Below are 13704 nucleotides of genomic sequence, written 5' to 3' on the forward strand. Positions count from 1 at the left end.
GGCGATCAGGCCGCGCTGGTGTTCCAGCTCGACGCGCAGCTCGACGTTGAATTCGCCGGTGACATCCTTGGCCCAGGACAGCTGGATGCATTTTTCCGGGTTGTGACGGATTTCGCTGATGTTGCGACAGTTGTCCAGGTGCACGACCATGCCTTTGCCTGCCGACAAATGACCCACGATCGGGTCGCCCGGTATCGGCGTGCAGCACTTGGCGTAGCTGAGCACCAGGCCTTCGGTGCCGCGAATCGCCAGCGGTCCTTCCGGGCTGGGCAACTGATCGCCTTCGCCCAGCAGGCGGCGGGCGACGACGTAGGCCATGCGATTGCCAAGGCCAATGTCTTCGAGCAGATCTTCCAGCACCTCGACACGGTATTCGTTCAGCGCCAGCTGAATGCGCTCGGCAGGGATCTTGTCAAGACTGCTTTCAAAGCCGTTGAGCACTTTGTTCAACAGTCGCTCGCCCAGGCTTATGGATTCGGAACGACGTTGCAGTTTCAGGGCGTGACGAATGTGCGTACGCGCCTTGCCGGTGACGACGAAGTTCAGCCACGCGGGGTTGGGGCGTGCGCCAGGCGCGCTGACGATTTCGACGGTCGAGCCGCTCTGCAGCGGTTCCGACAGTGGCGCCAGTCGGCGGTTGATGCGGCAGGCGATGCAGCTGTTGCCGACATCGGTGTGCACCGCATACGCGAAGTCCACGGCGGTGGAGCCTTTGGGCAGCTCCATGATCCGGCCTTTGGGCGTGAAGACGTAGACCTCATCCGGGAACAGGTCGATCTTGACGCTCTCGATGAACTCCAGCGAGTTGCCGGCACGCTGCTGCATTTCCAGCACACCCTTGACCCACTGACGGGCGCGGGCATGCGTGCCCTTGGGTTGTTCGTCGTCGCTGGACTTGTAGAGCCAGTGCGCGGCAATGCCGTTGTTGGCCATCTCTTCCATTTCGCGGGTGCGGATCTGGATCTCGATGGGCACGCCGTGCATGCCGAACAGCGTGGTGTGCAGCGACTGATAGCCATTGGCCTTGGGGATTGCGATGTAATCCTTGAAGCGGCCCGGCAGAGGTTTGTACAAATTGTGTACAGCGCCCAGCACGCGATAGCAGGTGTCGACCTTGTCCACGATGATGCGGAAGGCGTAAACGTCCATGATCTCGTTGAAGGCCCGGCGCTTGCCGCGCATCTTCTTGTAGATGCCGTACAGATGCTTCTGCCGCCCGCTGACATCGCCTTCGATGCCGTCCACCGCCAGGCAGTGGCTCAGGGACTCTTCGATCTTGTTGACCAGTTCCTTGCGGTTGCCACGGGCGCGTTTGACGGCCTGGTTGATCCGCGAGGAACGCATCGGGTACATGGCCTTGAAGCCCAGGTCCTCGAATTCGATACGAACGCTGTGCATGCCCAGGCGGTTGGCGATGGGCGCGTAGATCTCGAGGGTTTCCTTGGCGATGCGGCGGCGCTTTTCGCCGGACAGCACTTCCAGCGTGCGCATGTTGTGCAGGCGGTCGGCGAGCTTGACCAGGATCACGCGAATGTCGCGTGCCATGGCCATGGCCATTTTCTGAAAGTTTTCCGCCTGAGCTTCGGCCTTGGTCTCGAAATTCATCTGGGTCAGTTTGCTGACCCCGTCGACCAGTTCGGCCACGGTTTCGCCAAATTGTGCGCTGAGCGCTTCCTTGGCGATGCCGGTGTCTTCGATGACGTCATGCAGCATGGCGGCCATCAGGCTTTGATGGTCCATGTGCATGTCGGCAAGGATATTCGCCACGGCAAGGGGATGCGTGACATACGCTTCGCCGCTGCGACGGCGTTGGCCGTCGTGGGCTTGTTCGGCGTAGAAATACGCTCGGCGGACCAGATTGACCTGTTCCTTGCCGAGGTAGGCCGACAGTCTATCGGCGAGGGCGTCTATGCTCGGCAAGGCGCTACCCCCTGCCGATGGCTTTTACCCTGCGCCGTACTACGTCGACCCGGCATAGGCTTAGACGGCCTCGTTGGACTCGTCCTCGAACGCTGCGAACAATGGTTCATCTTCAACGATTTCGGCTTCTGCGATAACGGCGTAGTCCATCAGGCCAGCAGCGATTTCACGCAGGGCCACAACGGTAGGCTTGTCGTTTTCCCACGCCAGCTTCGGCTCTTTGCCGCCAGTGGCGAGTTGACGCGAACGCTTGGTAGCGAGCATGACCAGCTCGAAGCGGTTATCGACGTGTTCTAGGCAGTCTTCAACGGTCACGCGGGCCATGGGTATTCCTCGTAGCAAATGCGTATGCGCGGTGCCCGGATGGGCGAGCGGACTCGGTAGTTTACAAGCGGACGGCTACAGGCATCAAGCGGCAAGCCACAGACGGTGTGCTTTTAATCTGCAGTCTGCCGCGTTGAAACCGCTCGATCAAGCCAGCAATTGCTGAAAAAGCTCGCTGTATTGCTCTTGTTGGTGCTGCTGGGTCAAGCGATTGGCGCGGAAAATGGACTTCAGGTCTTCCAGTGCGCCGGCGAAGTCGTCGTTGACCACGATGTACTCGTACTCCACGTAATGACTCATCTCGCTTACAGCCTCGCGCATACGGGTTTCAATGATTTCGTCGCTGTCCTGACCTCGGTTGGTCAGACGCTGACGCAGGGCCTGCTGGCTCGGTGGCAGGATGAAGATCGAGCGTGCATGAGGCATTTGCGCACGGACCTGCTGAGCGCCTTGCCAGTCGATTTCCAGAATCAGGTCGTGACCTTCATCCAGCGTCTGCTGCAAATGGCTTTGCGAGGTGCCATACAGATTGCCGAACACTTCGGCCTGCTCAAGGAAATCGCCGTGTTCGATCATGCGCACGAATTCGGCACGGTCGACGAAGTGGTAATTCACCCCGTGCTCTTCTCCCGGACGCTTGGCACGAGTGGTGTGCGACACCGAAACGCGGATCTGCGGCTCGGCCTTGACCAGGGCATTGACCAGGCTGGTCTTGCCAGCGCCCGAGGGTGCCGAAATGATGTACAGGGTGCCGGATTTATGGGTCATGTCAGGTTCAGCCTTACTCAATATTCTGCACTTGTTCACGCATTTGCTCGATCAACACTTTCAGGTTGACGGCCGCTTGTGTGCTGCGTGGGTCGAAGGCTTTGGAGCCCAATGTGTTTGCTTCGCGATTCAGTTCCTGCATCAGGAAGTCGAGTCGACGACCTGCCTGGCCACCCGCTTTGAGGACGCGACGCACTTCGGTGACGTGGGTGCTCAGACGATCCAGCTCCTCCGCCACATCGCTTTTCTGCGCGAGCAGGACCATTTCCTGTTCCAGACGCTGCGGATCCAGCTCGGCTTTCATGTCGGTGAAGCGATCCAGCACCTTCTGGCGCTGGGTGGCGAGCATCTGCGGCACCAGCGTGCGCAGGGTGGCGACTTCTTCGGTGATGGAGGTCAGCCGTTCGTCGAGAAGTTTTGCCAGATCGGCGCCTTCACGGCCGCGGCCGCTTTTCAACTCGCCCAGTGCCTGGTTGAACAGGGCCAGCGCCTCGTTGTTCAGCACCTGCGGATCGCTGGCGTCGGCCACCAGTACGCCAGGCCAGGCCAGCACTTCGAGGGGGTTCAGCGGTGCGGGCTGCTTGATCAGGCCGGCAACGGATTCGGCGGCGGCGATCAGCTGGCTGGCGCGTTCGCGATCCACCTGCAGCGGTTTGCCTGCGGTCTCCTCGACGAAGCGCAGGGTGCATTCGACCTTGCCACGCGACAGGCCCTGACGCAGCGCTTCGCGAATCGCACCCTCCAGATCGCGGAACGACTCCGGCAGACGCAAGTGCGGCTCAAGGTAACGATGATTGACCGAGCGCAGCTCCCAGCTCAGAGTGCCCTGGGCACCGGCCCGTTCTACTCGGGCAAAGGCAGTCATGCTGTGCACCATGGGAATACCTCTTGATTCAGTCCGGGCGGTCGAGCCCGCCTGCATGTCGGGCTGCTGCCATGGATGTCGTGAAAGCCGACAGGCTGCAAAGGCGCAGGATTGTAGCGCAGTGCGACGCAGGCTCCCAATCGGTCAGTGTGACAAACCGTGCAAGACATTTTTTACCGGGCCAAATGGCGTCCCAAAGCCCTGTTTCAGAGCCTTTCAAGTCAGACGGCCGTGCGCGTCCGACTTTTAGAGATGCCCAGCCTGGACTATGGCCTCTATAATGCTCGGCAGTTTTCCGTCTCAGTACAGGTATCCCAGATGAAACGTCCAAGTGGTCGCGCCGCCGATCAGCTCCGCTCGATCCGCATCACCCGCAACTACACCAAACACGCCGAGGGTTCTGTGCTGGTCGAGTTCGGTGACACCAAGGTGATCTGCACCGTCAGCGTCGAGAATGGCGTACCGCGCTTCCTCAAAGGGCAGGGCCAAGGCTGGTTGACCGCCGAATACGGCATGTTGCCGCGTGCGACCGGCGAGCGTAATCAACGTGAAGCCAGCCGTGGCAAGCAGGGCGGCCGCACCCTGGAAATCCAGCGCCTGATTGGCCGTTCGCTGCGCGCCGCGCTGGACATGTCCAAACTGGGCGACGTCACGCTTTACGTCGATTGTGATGTCATTCAGGCTGATGGCGGCACCCGCACCGCGTCCATCACTGGCGCGATGGTTGCTCTGGCCGATGCTTTGAAAGTGATCAAAAAGCGCGGCGGCCTGAAGGGCGGTGATCCGCTCAAGCAGATGATCGCTGCGGTCTCGGTCGGCATGTATCAGGGTGAGCCGGTGCTCGATCTGGACTACCTGGAAGACTCCGCTGCCGAGACCGACCTGAACGTGGTCATGACCAGTGCAGGCGGCTTCATCGAAGTGCAGGGCACCGCTGAAGGCGCGCCTTTCCAGCCTGAAGAGCTGAATGCGATGCTGGCACTGGCGCAGAAAGGCATGACCGAACTGTTCGAATTGCAGCGTGCCGCACTGGCCGACTGATAGCTCCGGAGCGTGACCATGAGTGACAGCCAGCAACCCTTGCATAAACCGGCTCAAAGTGCCCGTCAGTGGGCGATGTTCTGTCACTTGTCTGCGTTCCTGGGAGTGCTTTTTCCGTTCGGCAACCTGCTCGGGCCGTTGATCCTTTGGCAGATGAAGAAGGATAGCGACCCGTTCATCGATGCGCAGGGCAAGGAAGCGCTGAATTTTCAGATCACGGTCGCGATTGCGGCCACGGTCAGTATCCTGCTGGTGGTTGTGGTCATTGGTTTCGCGCTATTGATGCTGGTGGGGCTCGGCGCTCTGGTGCTGACCATCATCGCGGGCGTGAAGGCCAATGAGGGCGTGGATTATCGCTATCCATTCACCTGGCGCCTGCTGAAATAGACCGAATCGCGAGCAACACAAAAAGCCGACTTCAAGTCGGCTTTTTCGTGTTCGGGTGCCGCCTGACGATCAGATAGTCAGGGTCCAGTCGTAATCCACGATCAGCGGCGCGTGCTGCGAGAAGCGCGGCTGGCGTGGCAGACGGGCGCTGCGCACGAAACGGCGCAGACCCGGCGTCAGGATCTGGTAGTCGAAGCGCCAGCCCAGATTCAGCATCTCGGCCTGCTCGTTGTCCGGCCACCAGCTGTACTGATCGCCTTCGCGGCTGACTTCGCGCAGGGCATCGACATAACCCATGGTGCCGACGATCTCGTCCATCCAGGCCCGCTCGGGCGCCAGGAAGCCAGGCGACTGCTGGCTGTCACGCCAGTTCTTGATGTCGAGCTTCTGCTGCGCGACATAGAGCGATCCGCAATAGATGTACTCGCGGCGCTTACGGCGCTGCTTGTCCATGTATTTGCCGAAATCGTCCATGAGTTTGAATTTCTGATTCAGGTCCTCATCGCCGTTCATCCCGGACGGGAAGAGCAGGGTTGCGATACTGACCTTGTCGAAATCTGCTTGCAGGTAACGCCCGTAACGGTCGGCTGTCTCGAAGCCGAGGCCGCTGATCACCGCCTTCGGTTGCAACCGCGAATAAAGCGCCACACCGCCCTGGGCAGGTACTTCGGCTTCGCAGGCATAGAGGAAGTAGCCATCCAGCTGAAAAGCTGGATCATCCAGTTCAAAGGTGGAGGCGCGGGTGTCCTGTAAGCAGATGACGTCGGCATTCTGAGCTTGCAGCCAGCTGAGCAAACCACGCTCGACCGCAGCCTGAATGCCATTTACGTTCACACTGATGATCCGCATAAATGGCCCCAAAAATCACGTGCGTGTATGATACCCGAGCTCTACCCAATTAGCTAAATCCGTGCTTTCAGGGACTTTTTCATGCAAGCGTATCAACGCGATTTCATTCGTTTTGCCATCGATCGCGGCGTGCTGCGCTTCGGTGAGTTCACTCTCAAGTCCGGACGCACCAGCCCTTACTTCTTCAATGCCGGCCTGTTCAACAGCGGTTCGGCACTTGCGCAGCTCGGGCGTTTCTATGCCGCTGCGGTGGTCGAGAGCGGTATTTCCTTCGACGTTCTGTTCGGGCCTGCGTACAAAGGCATTCCTCTGGCGGCCGCGACGGCCGTGGCTCTGGCCGAACATCACAACTGTGATCTGCCCTGGTGCTTCAACCGCAAGGAAGCCAAGGATCACGGTGAAGGTGGCAGTCTGGTCGGCGCACCGCTGGCTGGCGACGTGCTGATCATCGACGACGTGATCACCGCAGGCACTGCCATTCGTGAAGTGATGCAGATCATCAGTGCCCAGGATGCCAAGGCGGCGGGCGTGCTGATTGCATTGAACCGTCAGGAGCGCGGCAACGGTGAGTTGTCGGCGATTCAGGAAGTCGAGCGCGACTTCGGCATTCCGGTGGTGAGCATTGTCTCGCTGAATCAGGTGCTCGAGTTCCTGGCCGACGACCCGCAGCTCAAGCAGCATCTGCCTGCCGTCGAAGCCTATCGTGCGCAGTACGGAATCTGACATGCACTCCTGGCGGCGTTTACCAGGCCAGGCGCTCACGCGCGCTTCGAGCGCGACGTTGCTCTGTCTGGGCATGCTGTCATCATCACTGATTCAGGCAGCCGACGTGCCCGAGCTGCGTCTCTATCGTTACGTCGACAACCGTGGCGTAACGGTCATTGACCGTCTGGGTGTACCGCCGGAATACGTCGCCAAGGGCTATGAAGTGCTCAATACCCATGGCCGCGTGGTGCAAGTGGTAGCGCCTGCGCCGACCGCCGAACAGATTCGTCAGGTCGAAGCCGACAAGGCTCAATCCGAGGCCAACGCCAAACTGTTGGGGCTGTACAGCAGTGTCGACGAAGTGGACAGGGTCAAGGCTCGCAAACTGGCCGAGCTGGACACGCTGATCGGTGTGGCTCAAGGCAATATACAGGGGCTTTCCGCTCAGCAGCGCAGCCTTCAAGGGCAGGCGGCCGATCAGGAGCGCGCCGGGCGTCCGGTCCCGCAGGCGATCATCGATCAACTGGACGACCTGCGTAATCAGCAGCAGAAACTGCAGTCCGACATCGAAGGCTACCAGGCCATGCGTGCCAAGGCCGAGGCGGGTTTTGCCGCGGATCGGACACGTGTGCAGCAACTGACTCAGTAGGCGAAAACGCAAAAAGAAAGGCCCCGTCAGCGTCTGCTGCCGGGGCCTTTGTTCATCGAGTGATCAGTAGCGCTTGCGGTTACTGATCAGGGTACCTACGCCGGTGTCGGTGAAAATTTCCAGCAACACAGCGTTCGGAACACGACCATCGATGATGTGCGAGGTGGTCACGCCACCCTGCACCGCTTCCAGCGCACATTTGATCTTGGGCAGCATGCCGCCGTAGATCGTGCCGTCGGCGATCAGTGTGTTCACTTGCTCGGTAGTCAGACCGGTCAGGACCTGGCCTTGCTTGTCCATCAACCCCGCGATGTTGGTCAGCAGCATCAGTTTCTCGGCCTTGAGGGCCTCGGCAACCTTGCCTGCCACCAGGTCGGCGTTGATGTTGTAGGACTCACCATCGGCGCCGACGCCAATTGGCGCGATGACCGGAATGAAATCCCCCTTGACCAGCATGTTGAGCAGGTCGGTGTTGATGCCGACCACTTCGCCCACATGGCCGATGTCGATGATTTCAGGTTTGGTCATCTCCGGCGTCTGGCGCGTGACGGTCAGCTTTTTCGCACGAATCAGCTCCGCATCCTTGCCAGTCAGACCGATGGCGCTGCCGCCGTGACGGTTGATCAGATTGACGATGTCCTTGTTGACCTGGCCACCCAGAACCATTTCCACCACGTCCATGGTCTGGGCATCGGTGACGCGCATGCCGTCGATGAAGTGGCTTTCGATCGACAGACGCTTGAGCAGGTCACCGATCTGTGGCCCTCCGCCATGGACCACCACCGGGTTGATGCCAACTGCCTTCATCAACACGATGTCGCGGGCGAAGCCGGTTTTGAGCTCTTCGCTTTCCATGGCGTTGCCGCCGTACTTGATAACCAGCGTCTTGCCGACAAAGCGGCGAATGTAAGGCAGCGCTTCGGAAAGGACCTTGGCTACATTAGAGGCGGCATCACGTTCGAGGGTCATTCAGGGCTCCAGTCAAAAGGGAAAGCAATCAAAAAGGAAGATCGAGGTCCGGCGCAACTTTCTTGAGCTCGGCGTGGAACACGTCCTTGATACGTTGCAACTCGGCTTCGGTTTCGGCTTCGAAACGCAGCACCAACACCGGCGTGGTATTGGACGCACGCACCAGGCCCCAGCCTTTCGGATAGTCTACGCGGACTCCGTCGATGCTGGTCAGTTTGGCGTCGCCCCACTGGGCGTCTTTTTCAAGGGCTTCGATGATGCTGAACTTCGTGACGTCCGTCACCTTGATGTTGATCTCAGGCGTCGAAATGTCGTTCGGGAAGGTCTCGAACAGGTCTTCGGCGGAGGCCGATTCCTGACTGAGGATTTCCAGCAGGCGCGCCGCGCTGTAGATGCCGTCGTCGAAACCGAACCAGCGCTCTTTGAAGAAAATGTGGCCGCTCATTTCGCCAGCGAGCAATGCACCGCTTTTCTTCATTTCTTTCTTGATCAGCGAGTGACCGGTTTTCCACATGACCGGACGACCGCCGTGCTCGCTGATCAGCGGCGTCAGGCGGCGCGTGCATTTCACGTCGAAAATGATATCGGCACCCGGATTGCGCTTGAGCACGTCCAGCGCGAACAGCATCAGCAGGCGGTCTGGATAGACCACGTTGCCCTTGTTGGTCACCACGCCTACGCGGTCGCCGTCACCGTCGAACGCCAGGCCCAGGTCTGCGCCGGTTTCGTTGACCTTGGCAATCAGGTCTTCAAGGTTTTCCAGCTTGCCCGGATCCGGGTGGTGATTCGGGAAGTTGCCGTCCACTTCGGCGAACAGGGAAATCACTTCGCAGCCCAGCGCCTCGATCAATTGCGGAGCAATCACGCCTGCCGCGCCGTTGCCGCAATCGACCACCACCTTGAGCTTGCGGGCCATGACGATGTCGTCCTTGATCTGCTTGAAGTAGCGATCGAGGATGTTGACCTTGGTGATGCTGCCTTTCTGCGAAGTCAGGTTGTTGGTCTTGATGCGTTCGTGCAGTGCCTGAATCTGCTCGTTGGCGAGCGTGTCGCCCGCAATGACGATCTTGAAGCCGTTGTAGTCCTTCGGGTTGTGGCTGCCGGTCAGCATGACGCCGGTCTTGCCCGCGAGCACGTTGGCGGCGTAATACAGTGCAGGTGTCGGCACCAGGCCGACATCGCTGACGTGGCAGCCACTGTCGTGCAGACCTTGAATCAGTTGTTCAACCAGCTCGGGGCCGGAAAGACGGCCATCGCGGCCAACGCTGACGTTGGGTTCGTTCTGCGCAAGGCTTTCGGAGCCGATGGCGCGACCGATCCAGTAAGCGGTCTCAGCGCTGAGGGTGTCCCCGACGACGCCACGAATGTCGTAGGCGCGGAAAATGGTGTCAGGAAGTTGGGGTGCCACGGATGCTGGGCTGTTCATAGCGATGGGATGCTCCGATCTCAGGAAGTCCTGGTTTTCGTCGAGAAGGTCGATATCGAGAATGTCGGTATCTTGGAACAGCGGGTCTGTCCAATCGGTGCCCGGAGCAGCGACTGAGGGCGACGCGCTGCCTGTCGTCAGGTGTGCAGCGGTTTCCTTGTTCGTGACCAGCGCAGGGGTAGTCTGGGAGTGGCCACGAAGCGAAACACGAGCCAGTGCCTGAGCCAGACCGCCAAGGGCTGGAAGGCTCAAACCGAACGGTTTGACGGCTTTTCCGCTCGAGAGTTCTTGAAGCAACTGATCCAGCTGACGAGCGTCAGCACAAATCAACCGCTGCAAAGCCCGTTCATTGAGGTACAGGCCAAGTATTACAGCCGCTACGGCGACGAGTACCGCCAGTAGCAGAAACAGCAGCGAAGACGAACTTTTTGATGCCGGACCCGGCGTGAACTCAAGCTTCCAGCCGGAATAGCCAGTGTCGAAACTCTGTGGCTTGCCGCCTTCGGCGTGCCCGCGCTGGAGAAAGGTCTGCACCGGACCGTTGCCGAACTGCTGACTCAGCACCACCTGCCCGGCGTCGTCGGGCATTACTGGCAGCGCGTTGAGCAGGCGTTGCGGATCGAAGGCCAGCAGCAGCGTGCCATTGACAGGCTGAGTCGGGTCAATGCGTACCGGCGCTGCGCTGTAGATCAGCCAGCGCTCGCCGGTCCTGCGGGCTTCGGGGGCGACAGCTTCGCCTCGCGCAGCCTTGTTGAGCATGTCGAGGGTGGCGTAGGTCACCGGCAACGAGCCGCTCCCATCCACGTCGGCAAGGCCGTTGGGGTTCAGGCGTGCACCTGCCAGACCGTCCCAGCGTGTCAGGCCGTTCTGCGCGGCCATCAGCGCGGAGCTGTCGTTGCGTTGCAGTGCTTGCACCAGCAGCGGACTTGATGCCGCTGCCTGGGTGTCGGCATTGATCTGCTTCAACGCCAGATTGACCGCCTGGGCTTGGCTGCTGCCCCAGGCCTGGGTCAGTTGGTCCTGCTGCTGCGGGCTGTTGGCGACGCCCAGCCAGGCGATAACCATGGCGATGACCAGCCCGATCGCGGCGGGAATGAGGCCGGGGGATAAAGCCTGAAAACTCGCAGCGGGCAGCGGGTAGGCGGCCGATACGGGTTGCTTTGACGCGCTGTGCTGACTGCCTTTCAACGACCTCTCCCCACGCTTCATTCCTTGAACCGATAACGACGATCCGGTGGGCGGTCAGTGACTGCCGGAGTGTCCGAAACCGCCTGCGCCGCGTTGGCTTTCGTCAAATTCTTCAACCAGCTCGAAGTGCGCCTGTACCACGGGGACGAGCACCAGTTGTGCGATGCGTTCGCCAATCGAGATGTTGAATGCCGTCTGGCCACGGTTCCAGCAGGACACCATCAGTTCGCCCTGATAATCGGAGTCGATCAGGCCGACCAGATTACCTAGCACGATGCCATGTTTGTGGCCCAGGCCGGAGCGTGGAAGGATCATGGCGGCCAGTCCTGGATCGCCGATGTAGATCGACAGGCCCGTCGGTATCAGCACGGTCTGGCCAGGCTCGAGAACGGTGTCCTCCTTGAGCATGGCGCGCAGGTCCAGGCCGGCGGAGCCGACAGTGGCGTAGGCCGGGAGCGGAAATTCGTTGCCAATGCGAGGGTCGAGGATCTTGGCTTGTAGAGCGTGCATTCGTAGTTAAACCTGATTCATGCGGTCGGCGATAAAAGTGATCAGCTGGCGGGCAATCTTGGCCTTGCTGGTCTGGGCGAATAGCGTTGCGTGCAACGCTCGATCGATCACGCTGCAGGCATTCTCTTCGCTGTTGAAACCAATGCTGGGGTTGGCCACGTCATTGGCAACGATCAGGTCGAGGTTCTTATCCTTGAGCTTGCGTGCAGCATAGTCGAGAAGGTGCTCGGTCTCGGCGGCGAAGCCGACACTGAAAGGACGGTCCGGGCGCGTAGCGATGGTGGCCAGAATGTCCGGGTTACGGACCATCTGCAGCAACAGACCGTCGCCGTTTGTAGGGTCTTTCTTGAGTTTGTGAGGCGCGATGACTTCCGGACGGTAGTCCGCCACGGCTGCCGAGGCGATGAACAGGTCGCACGGGATCGCCGCCTCGCAGGCCGCCAGCATGTCGCGGGCACTGACCACATCGATACGCGAGACGCGATCCGGCGTAGGCAGATTGACCGGGCCGGTGATCAGTGTGACGCGTGCGCCTGCCTCCACAGCGGCTTCAGCCAGCGCAAAACCCATCTTGCCGGAGCTGTGGTTGGTGATGTAACGCACCGGGTCGATGTTTTCCTGAGTCGGCCCGGCGGTGATCAGCACATGCCTGCCGGTCAGGCTCAGACGCTGGAAGCAGTCGGCGGCGCACTGGGCCAGATCGTCGGGTTCGAGCATACGTCCGTAGCCTACATCGCCGCAGGCCTGGCTGCCGGAGGCCGGGCCGAATACGCGGAAATCGCGGTCTTCCAGCAAGCGGGTGTTGGCCCGCACCGACGCATCGCGCCACATGGCCTGGTTCATCGCCGGAGCGATGGCGACGGTTGCGTCGGTGGCCAGCACGATAGTGGTCAACAGATCGTTGGCGATGCCCTGAGCGAGCCGGGCGATCAGGTCGGCAGTCGCCGGTGCGATCAGGATCAGATCAGCCCATTTGGCCAGTTCAATATGCCCCATGGCCGCTTCGGCGGCCGGGTCGAGAAGGTCCAGGTGCACAGGATGGCCAGAAAGCGCCTGCATGGTCAGGGGCGTGATGAACTCGGCCCCGCCGCGTGTCATGACGACACGGACTTCCGCACCCTGGTCGCGCAACCGGCGAACCAGCTCGGCGCTCTTGTAGGCTGCGATGCCGCCGCCGACGCCCAGAACGATGCGTTTTCGATACAGCCGCTGCATAGGCCTGCCTTTTTGGTCAAGTGTTGACGCGACGGCCAGGACGCCTCCCCAGGCCAGATCGTCGCGCAAAAAAGATGGGCTAAGATAGCACAGCGACCGCACCGGAACAGGTGCTCAACCACAGGGAAGTGCTATGAGTATTCGCAGTTGGCCCACGGCCGAACGCCCACGGGAACGTTTGTTGGAGTTGGGCGCGGGCAGCCTGTCCGATGCCGAGTTGCTGGCCATCTTTTTACGTACCGGCGTGGCCGGAAAAAGCGCTGTAGACCTGGCTCGTCATCTATTGAATCAGTTTGGCGGGCTCAGACCGTTACTGGATGCAAGTCTGGATGATTTCACCGCGCAACTGGGTCTGGGGCCTGCAAAGTTCGCCCAGTTACAGGCCGTAATGGAAATGGCGCGTCGTCATATGGCTGAATCGTTGCGCCGTGATTCCGCTCTGGAAAGCCCCCTCCAGGTTCGCAACTACCTCAAGGCGTTACTGCGTCATGAGCCGCATGAAGTGTTTGGCTGCCTGTTTCTGGATAACAAACATCGGGTCATGACCTTCGAAATACTGTTTCGCGGCACGATCAACTCGGCCTACGTGCATCCCCGGCAAGTGGTGAAGCGCGCCATGGCCCACAATGCCGCGAGCCTGATTCTGTGCCATAACCACCCCTCCGGGATCACCGACCCCAGCCGCTCCGACATCGACCTGACCCGCCGCCTCAAGGAGGCCTTGCTGCTGATCGATGTTCAGGTGCTGGATCACGTGATCGTCGGCGACGGCGAGCCGTTGTCGATGGTGGAGCGGGGGTTGATGTAACGGCCTTCGCGGACAAGTCCGATCCCACGGGATGATCTGACCCCAAGAAGTCAGATGGGTGTCCAACTTTTGGGGTGCAG

Annotated in this window: 14 protein-coding genes; 5 read left to right on the forward strand and 9 right to left on the reverse strand. The window is 60.3% G+C overall.

Annotation, left to right across the window (positions count from 1 at the left end; translation table 11 throughout):
* The 4 genes from BZK31_RS20840 to BZK31_RS20855 all read right to left on the reverse strand — a co-directional run.
* Nucleotides 1-1920, reverse strand: a 1920-nt coding sequence (locus tag BZK31_RS20840) for a RelA/SpoT family protein (protein ID WP_083185023.1), incomplete at its 3' end; no start/stop codon positions are given.
* A 60-nt stretch (nt 1921-1980) separates the two neighbouring features.
* Entirely contained in the window at nt 1981-2244 is a 264-nt protein-coding gene (gene rpoZ, locus BZK31_RS20845; protein ID WP_004887180.1) for a DNA-directed RNA polymerase subunit omega, read from the reverse strand.
* 147 nt (nt 2245-2391) lie between these two features.
* Complete coding sequence (gene gmk / locus BZK31_RS20850; protein WP_083185025.1) at nt 2392-3012, reverse strand: guanylate kinase; 621 nt, start codon at nt 3010-3012, stop codon at nt 2392-2394.
* A 13-nt stretch (nt 3013-3025) separates the two neighbouring features.
* Nucleotides 3026-3889 carry a YicC/YloC family endoribonuclease gene (locus BZK31_RS20855; protein WP_083185026.1) on the reverse strand — a complete coding sequence of 288 codons (864 nt, stop codon included), beginning with the start codon at nt 3887-3889 and terminating at the stop codon, nt 3026-3028.
* Nucleotides 3890-4195: 306 nt separating this feature from the next.
* Between BZK31_RS20855 and rph the strand changes: the two genes are divergently transcribed.
* Nucleotides 4196-4918: a ribonuclease PH gene (gene rph / locus BZK31_RS20860; protein WP_003313989.1), complete on the forward strand. Its 723-nt coding sequence runs from the start codon at nt 4196-4198 to the stop codon at nt 4916-4918.
* 18 nt (nt 4919-4936) lie between these two features.
* On the forward strand, nt 4937-5305 hold the full coding sequence (locus BZK31_RS20865; RefSeq protein ID WP_083185028.1) for a DUF4870 domain-containing protein: 369 nt from the start codon (nt 4937-4939) through the stop codon (nt 5303-5305).
* 69 nt (nt 5306-5374) lie between these two features.
* Here the strand turns inward: BZK31_RS20865 and BZK31_RS20870 are convergent, their stop codons facing one another.
* Complete coding sequence (locus BZK31_RS20870; RefSeq protein ID WP_002551505.1) at nt 5375-6154, reverse strand: exodeoxyribonuclease III; 780 nt, start codon at nt 6152-6154, stop codon at nt 5375-5377.
* Nucleotides 6155-6235: 81 nt separating this feature from the next.
* Between BZK31_RS20870 and pyrE the strand changes: the two genes are divergently transcribed.
* Nucleotides 6236-6877 (forward strand): orotate phosphoribosyltransferase, encoded by a 642-nt coding sequence (pyrE, locus tag BZK31_RS20875; RefSeq protein WP_083185030.1) that lies wholly within the window; start codon nt 6236-6238, stop codon nt 6875-6877.
* 73 nt (nt 6878-6950) lie between these two features.
* Nucleotides 6951-7508, forward strand: coding sequence for a DUF4124 domain-containing protein (locus BZK31_RS20880; RefSeq protein WP_167378070.1), 558 nt, complete (start codon nt 6951-6953; stop codon nt 7506-7508).
* A 63-nt stretch (nt 7509-7571) separates the two neighbouring features.
* On the opposite strand, the gene argB is transcribed toward BZK31_RS20880, so the two are convergent.
* The 4 genes from argB to coaBC are packed head-to-tail and all read right to left on the reverse strand — an operon-like array spanning nt 7572 to nt 12816.
* Nucleotides 7572-8477, reverse strand: coding sequence for an acetylglutamate kinase (gene argB, locus BZK31_RS20885; RefSeq protein ID WP_083185034.1), 906 nt, complete (start codon nt 8475-8477; stop codon nt 7572-7574).
* Between the two features lie 28 nt (nt 8478-8505).
* A complete protein-coding gene (locus BZK31_RS30400; RefSeq protein WP_341865300.1) occupies nt 8506-11091 on the reverse strand; it encodes a phosphomannomutase/phosphoglucomutase in 2586 nt (861 codons plus the stop codon).
* Between the two features lie 54 nt (nt 11092-11145).
* The gene (gene dut, locus BZK31_RS20895; protein WP_083185035.1) at nt 11146-11601 is read right to left on the reverse strand and encodes a dUTP diphosphatase; all 456 of its coding nucleotides are present in this window, start codon (nt 11599-11601) and stop codon (nt 11146-11148) included.
* 6 nt (nt 11602-11607) lie between these two features.
* Nucleotides 11608-12816, reverse strand: a complete 1209-nt coding sequence (gene coaBC, locus BZK31_RS20900; RefSeq protein ID WP_083185040.1) for a bifunctional phosphopantothenoylcysteine decarboxylase/phosphopantothenate--cysteine ligase CoaBC — start codon at nt 12814-12816, stop codon at nt 11608-11610.
* 133 nt (nt 12817-12949) lie between these two features.
* On the opposite strand from coaBC, the gene radC reads away from it, so the two are divergent.
* Nucleotides 12950-13624 (forward strand): RadC family protein, encoded by a 675-nt coding sequence (gene radC, locus BZK31_RS20905; protein WP_083185042.1) that lies wholly within the window; start codon nt 12950-12952, stop codon nt 13622-13624.
* Nucleotides 13625-13704 lie beyond the last annotated feature (80 nt).

The organism is Pseudomonas floridensis (genome assembly GCF_002087235.1).
Classification (GTDB): domain Bacteria; phylum Pseudomonadota; class Gammaproteobacteria; order Pseudomonadales; family Pseudomonadaceae; genus Aquipseudomonas; species Aquipseudomonas floridensis.

Excerpts from the sequence above, each read along its gene's own strand:
- rpoZ (WP_004887180.1), bottom strand. The coding sequence starts at position 2,244 with ATGGCCCGCGTGACCGTTGAAGACTGCCTAGAACACGTCGATAACCGC.
- gmk (WP_083185025.1), bottom strand. The coding sequence starts at position 3,012 with ATGACCCATAAATCCGGCACCCTGTACATCATTTCGGCACCCTCGGGC.
- BZK31_RS20855 (WP_083185026.1), bottom strand. The coding sequence starts at position 3,889 with ATGGTGCACAGCATGACTGCCTTTGCCCGAGTAGAACGGGCCGGTGCC.
- rph (WP_003313989.1), top strand. The coding sequence starts at position 4,196 with ATGAAACGTCCAAGTGGTCGCGCCGCCGATCAGCTCCGCTCGATCCGC.
- BZK31_RS20865 (WP_083185028.1), top strand. The coding sequence starts at position 4,937 with ATGAGTGACAGCCAGCAACCCTTGCATAAACCGGCTCAAAGTGCCCGT.
- BZK31_RS20870 (WP_002551505.1), bottom strand. The coding sequence starts at position 6,154 with ATGCGGATCATCAGTGTGAACGTAAATGGCATTCAGGCTGCGGTCGAG.
- pyrE (WP_083185030.1), top strand. The coding sequence starts at position 6,236 with ATGCAAGCGTATCAACGCGATTTCATTCGTTTTGCCATCGATCGCGGC.
- BZK31_RS20880 (WP_167378070.1), top strand. The coding sequence starts at position 6,951 with ATGCTGTCATCATCACTGATTCAGGCAGCCGACGTGCCCGAGCTGCGT.
- argB (WP_083185034.1), bottom strand. The coding sequence starts at position 8,477 with ATGACCCTCGAACGTGATGCCGCCTCTAATGTAGCCAAGGTCCTTTCC.
- dut (WP_083185035.1), bottom strand. The coding sequence starts at position 11,601 with ATGCACGCTCTACAAGCCAAGATCCTCGACCCTCGCATTGGCAACGAA.
- coaBC (WP_083185040.1), bottom strand. The coding sequence starts at position 12,816 with ATGCAGCGGCTGTATCGAAAACGCATCGTTCTGGGCGTCGGCGGCGGC.
- radC (WP_083185042.1), top strand. The coding sequence starts at position 12,950 with ATGAGTATTCGCAGTTGGCCCACGGCCGAACGCCCACGGGAACGTTTG.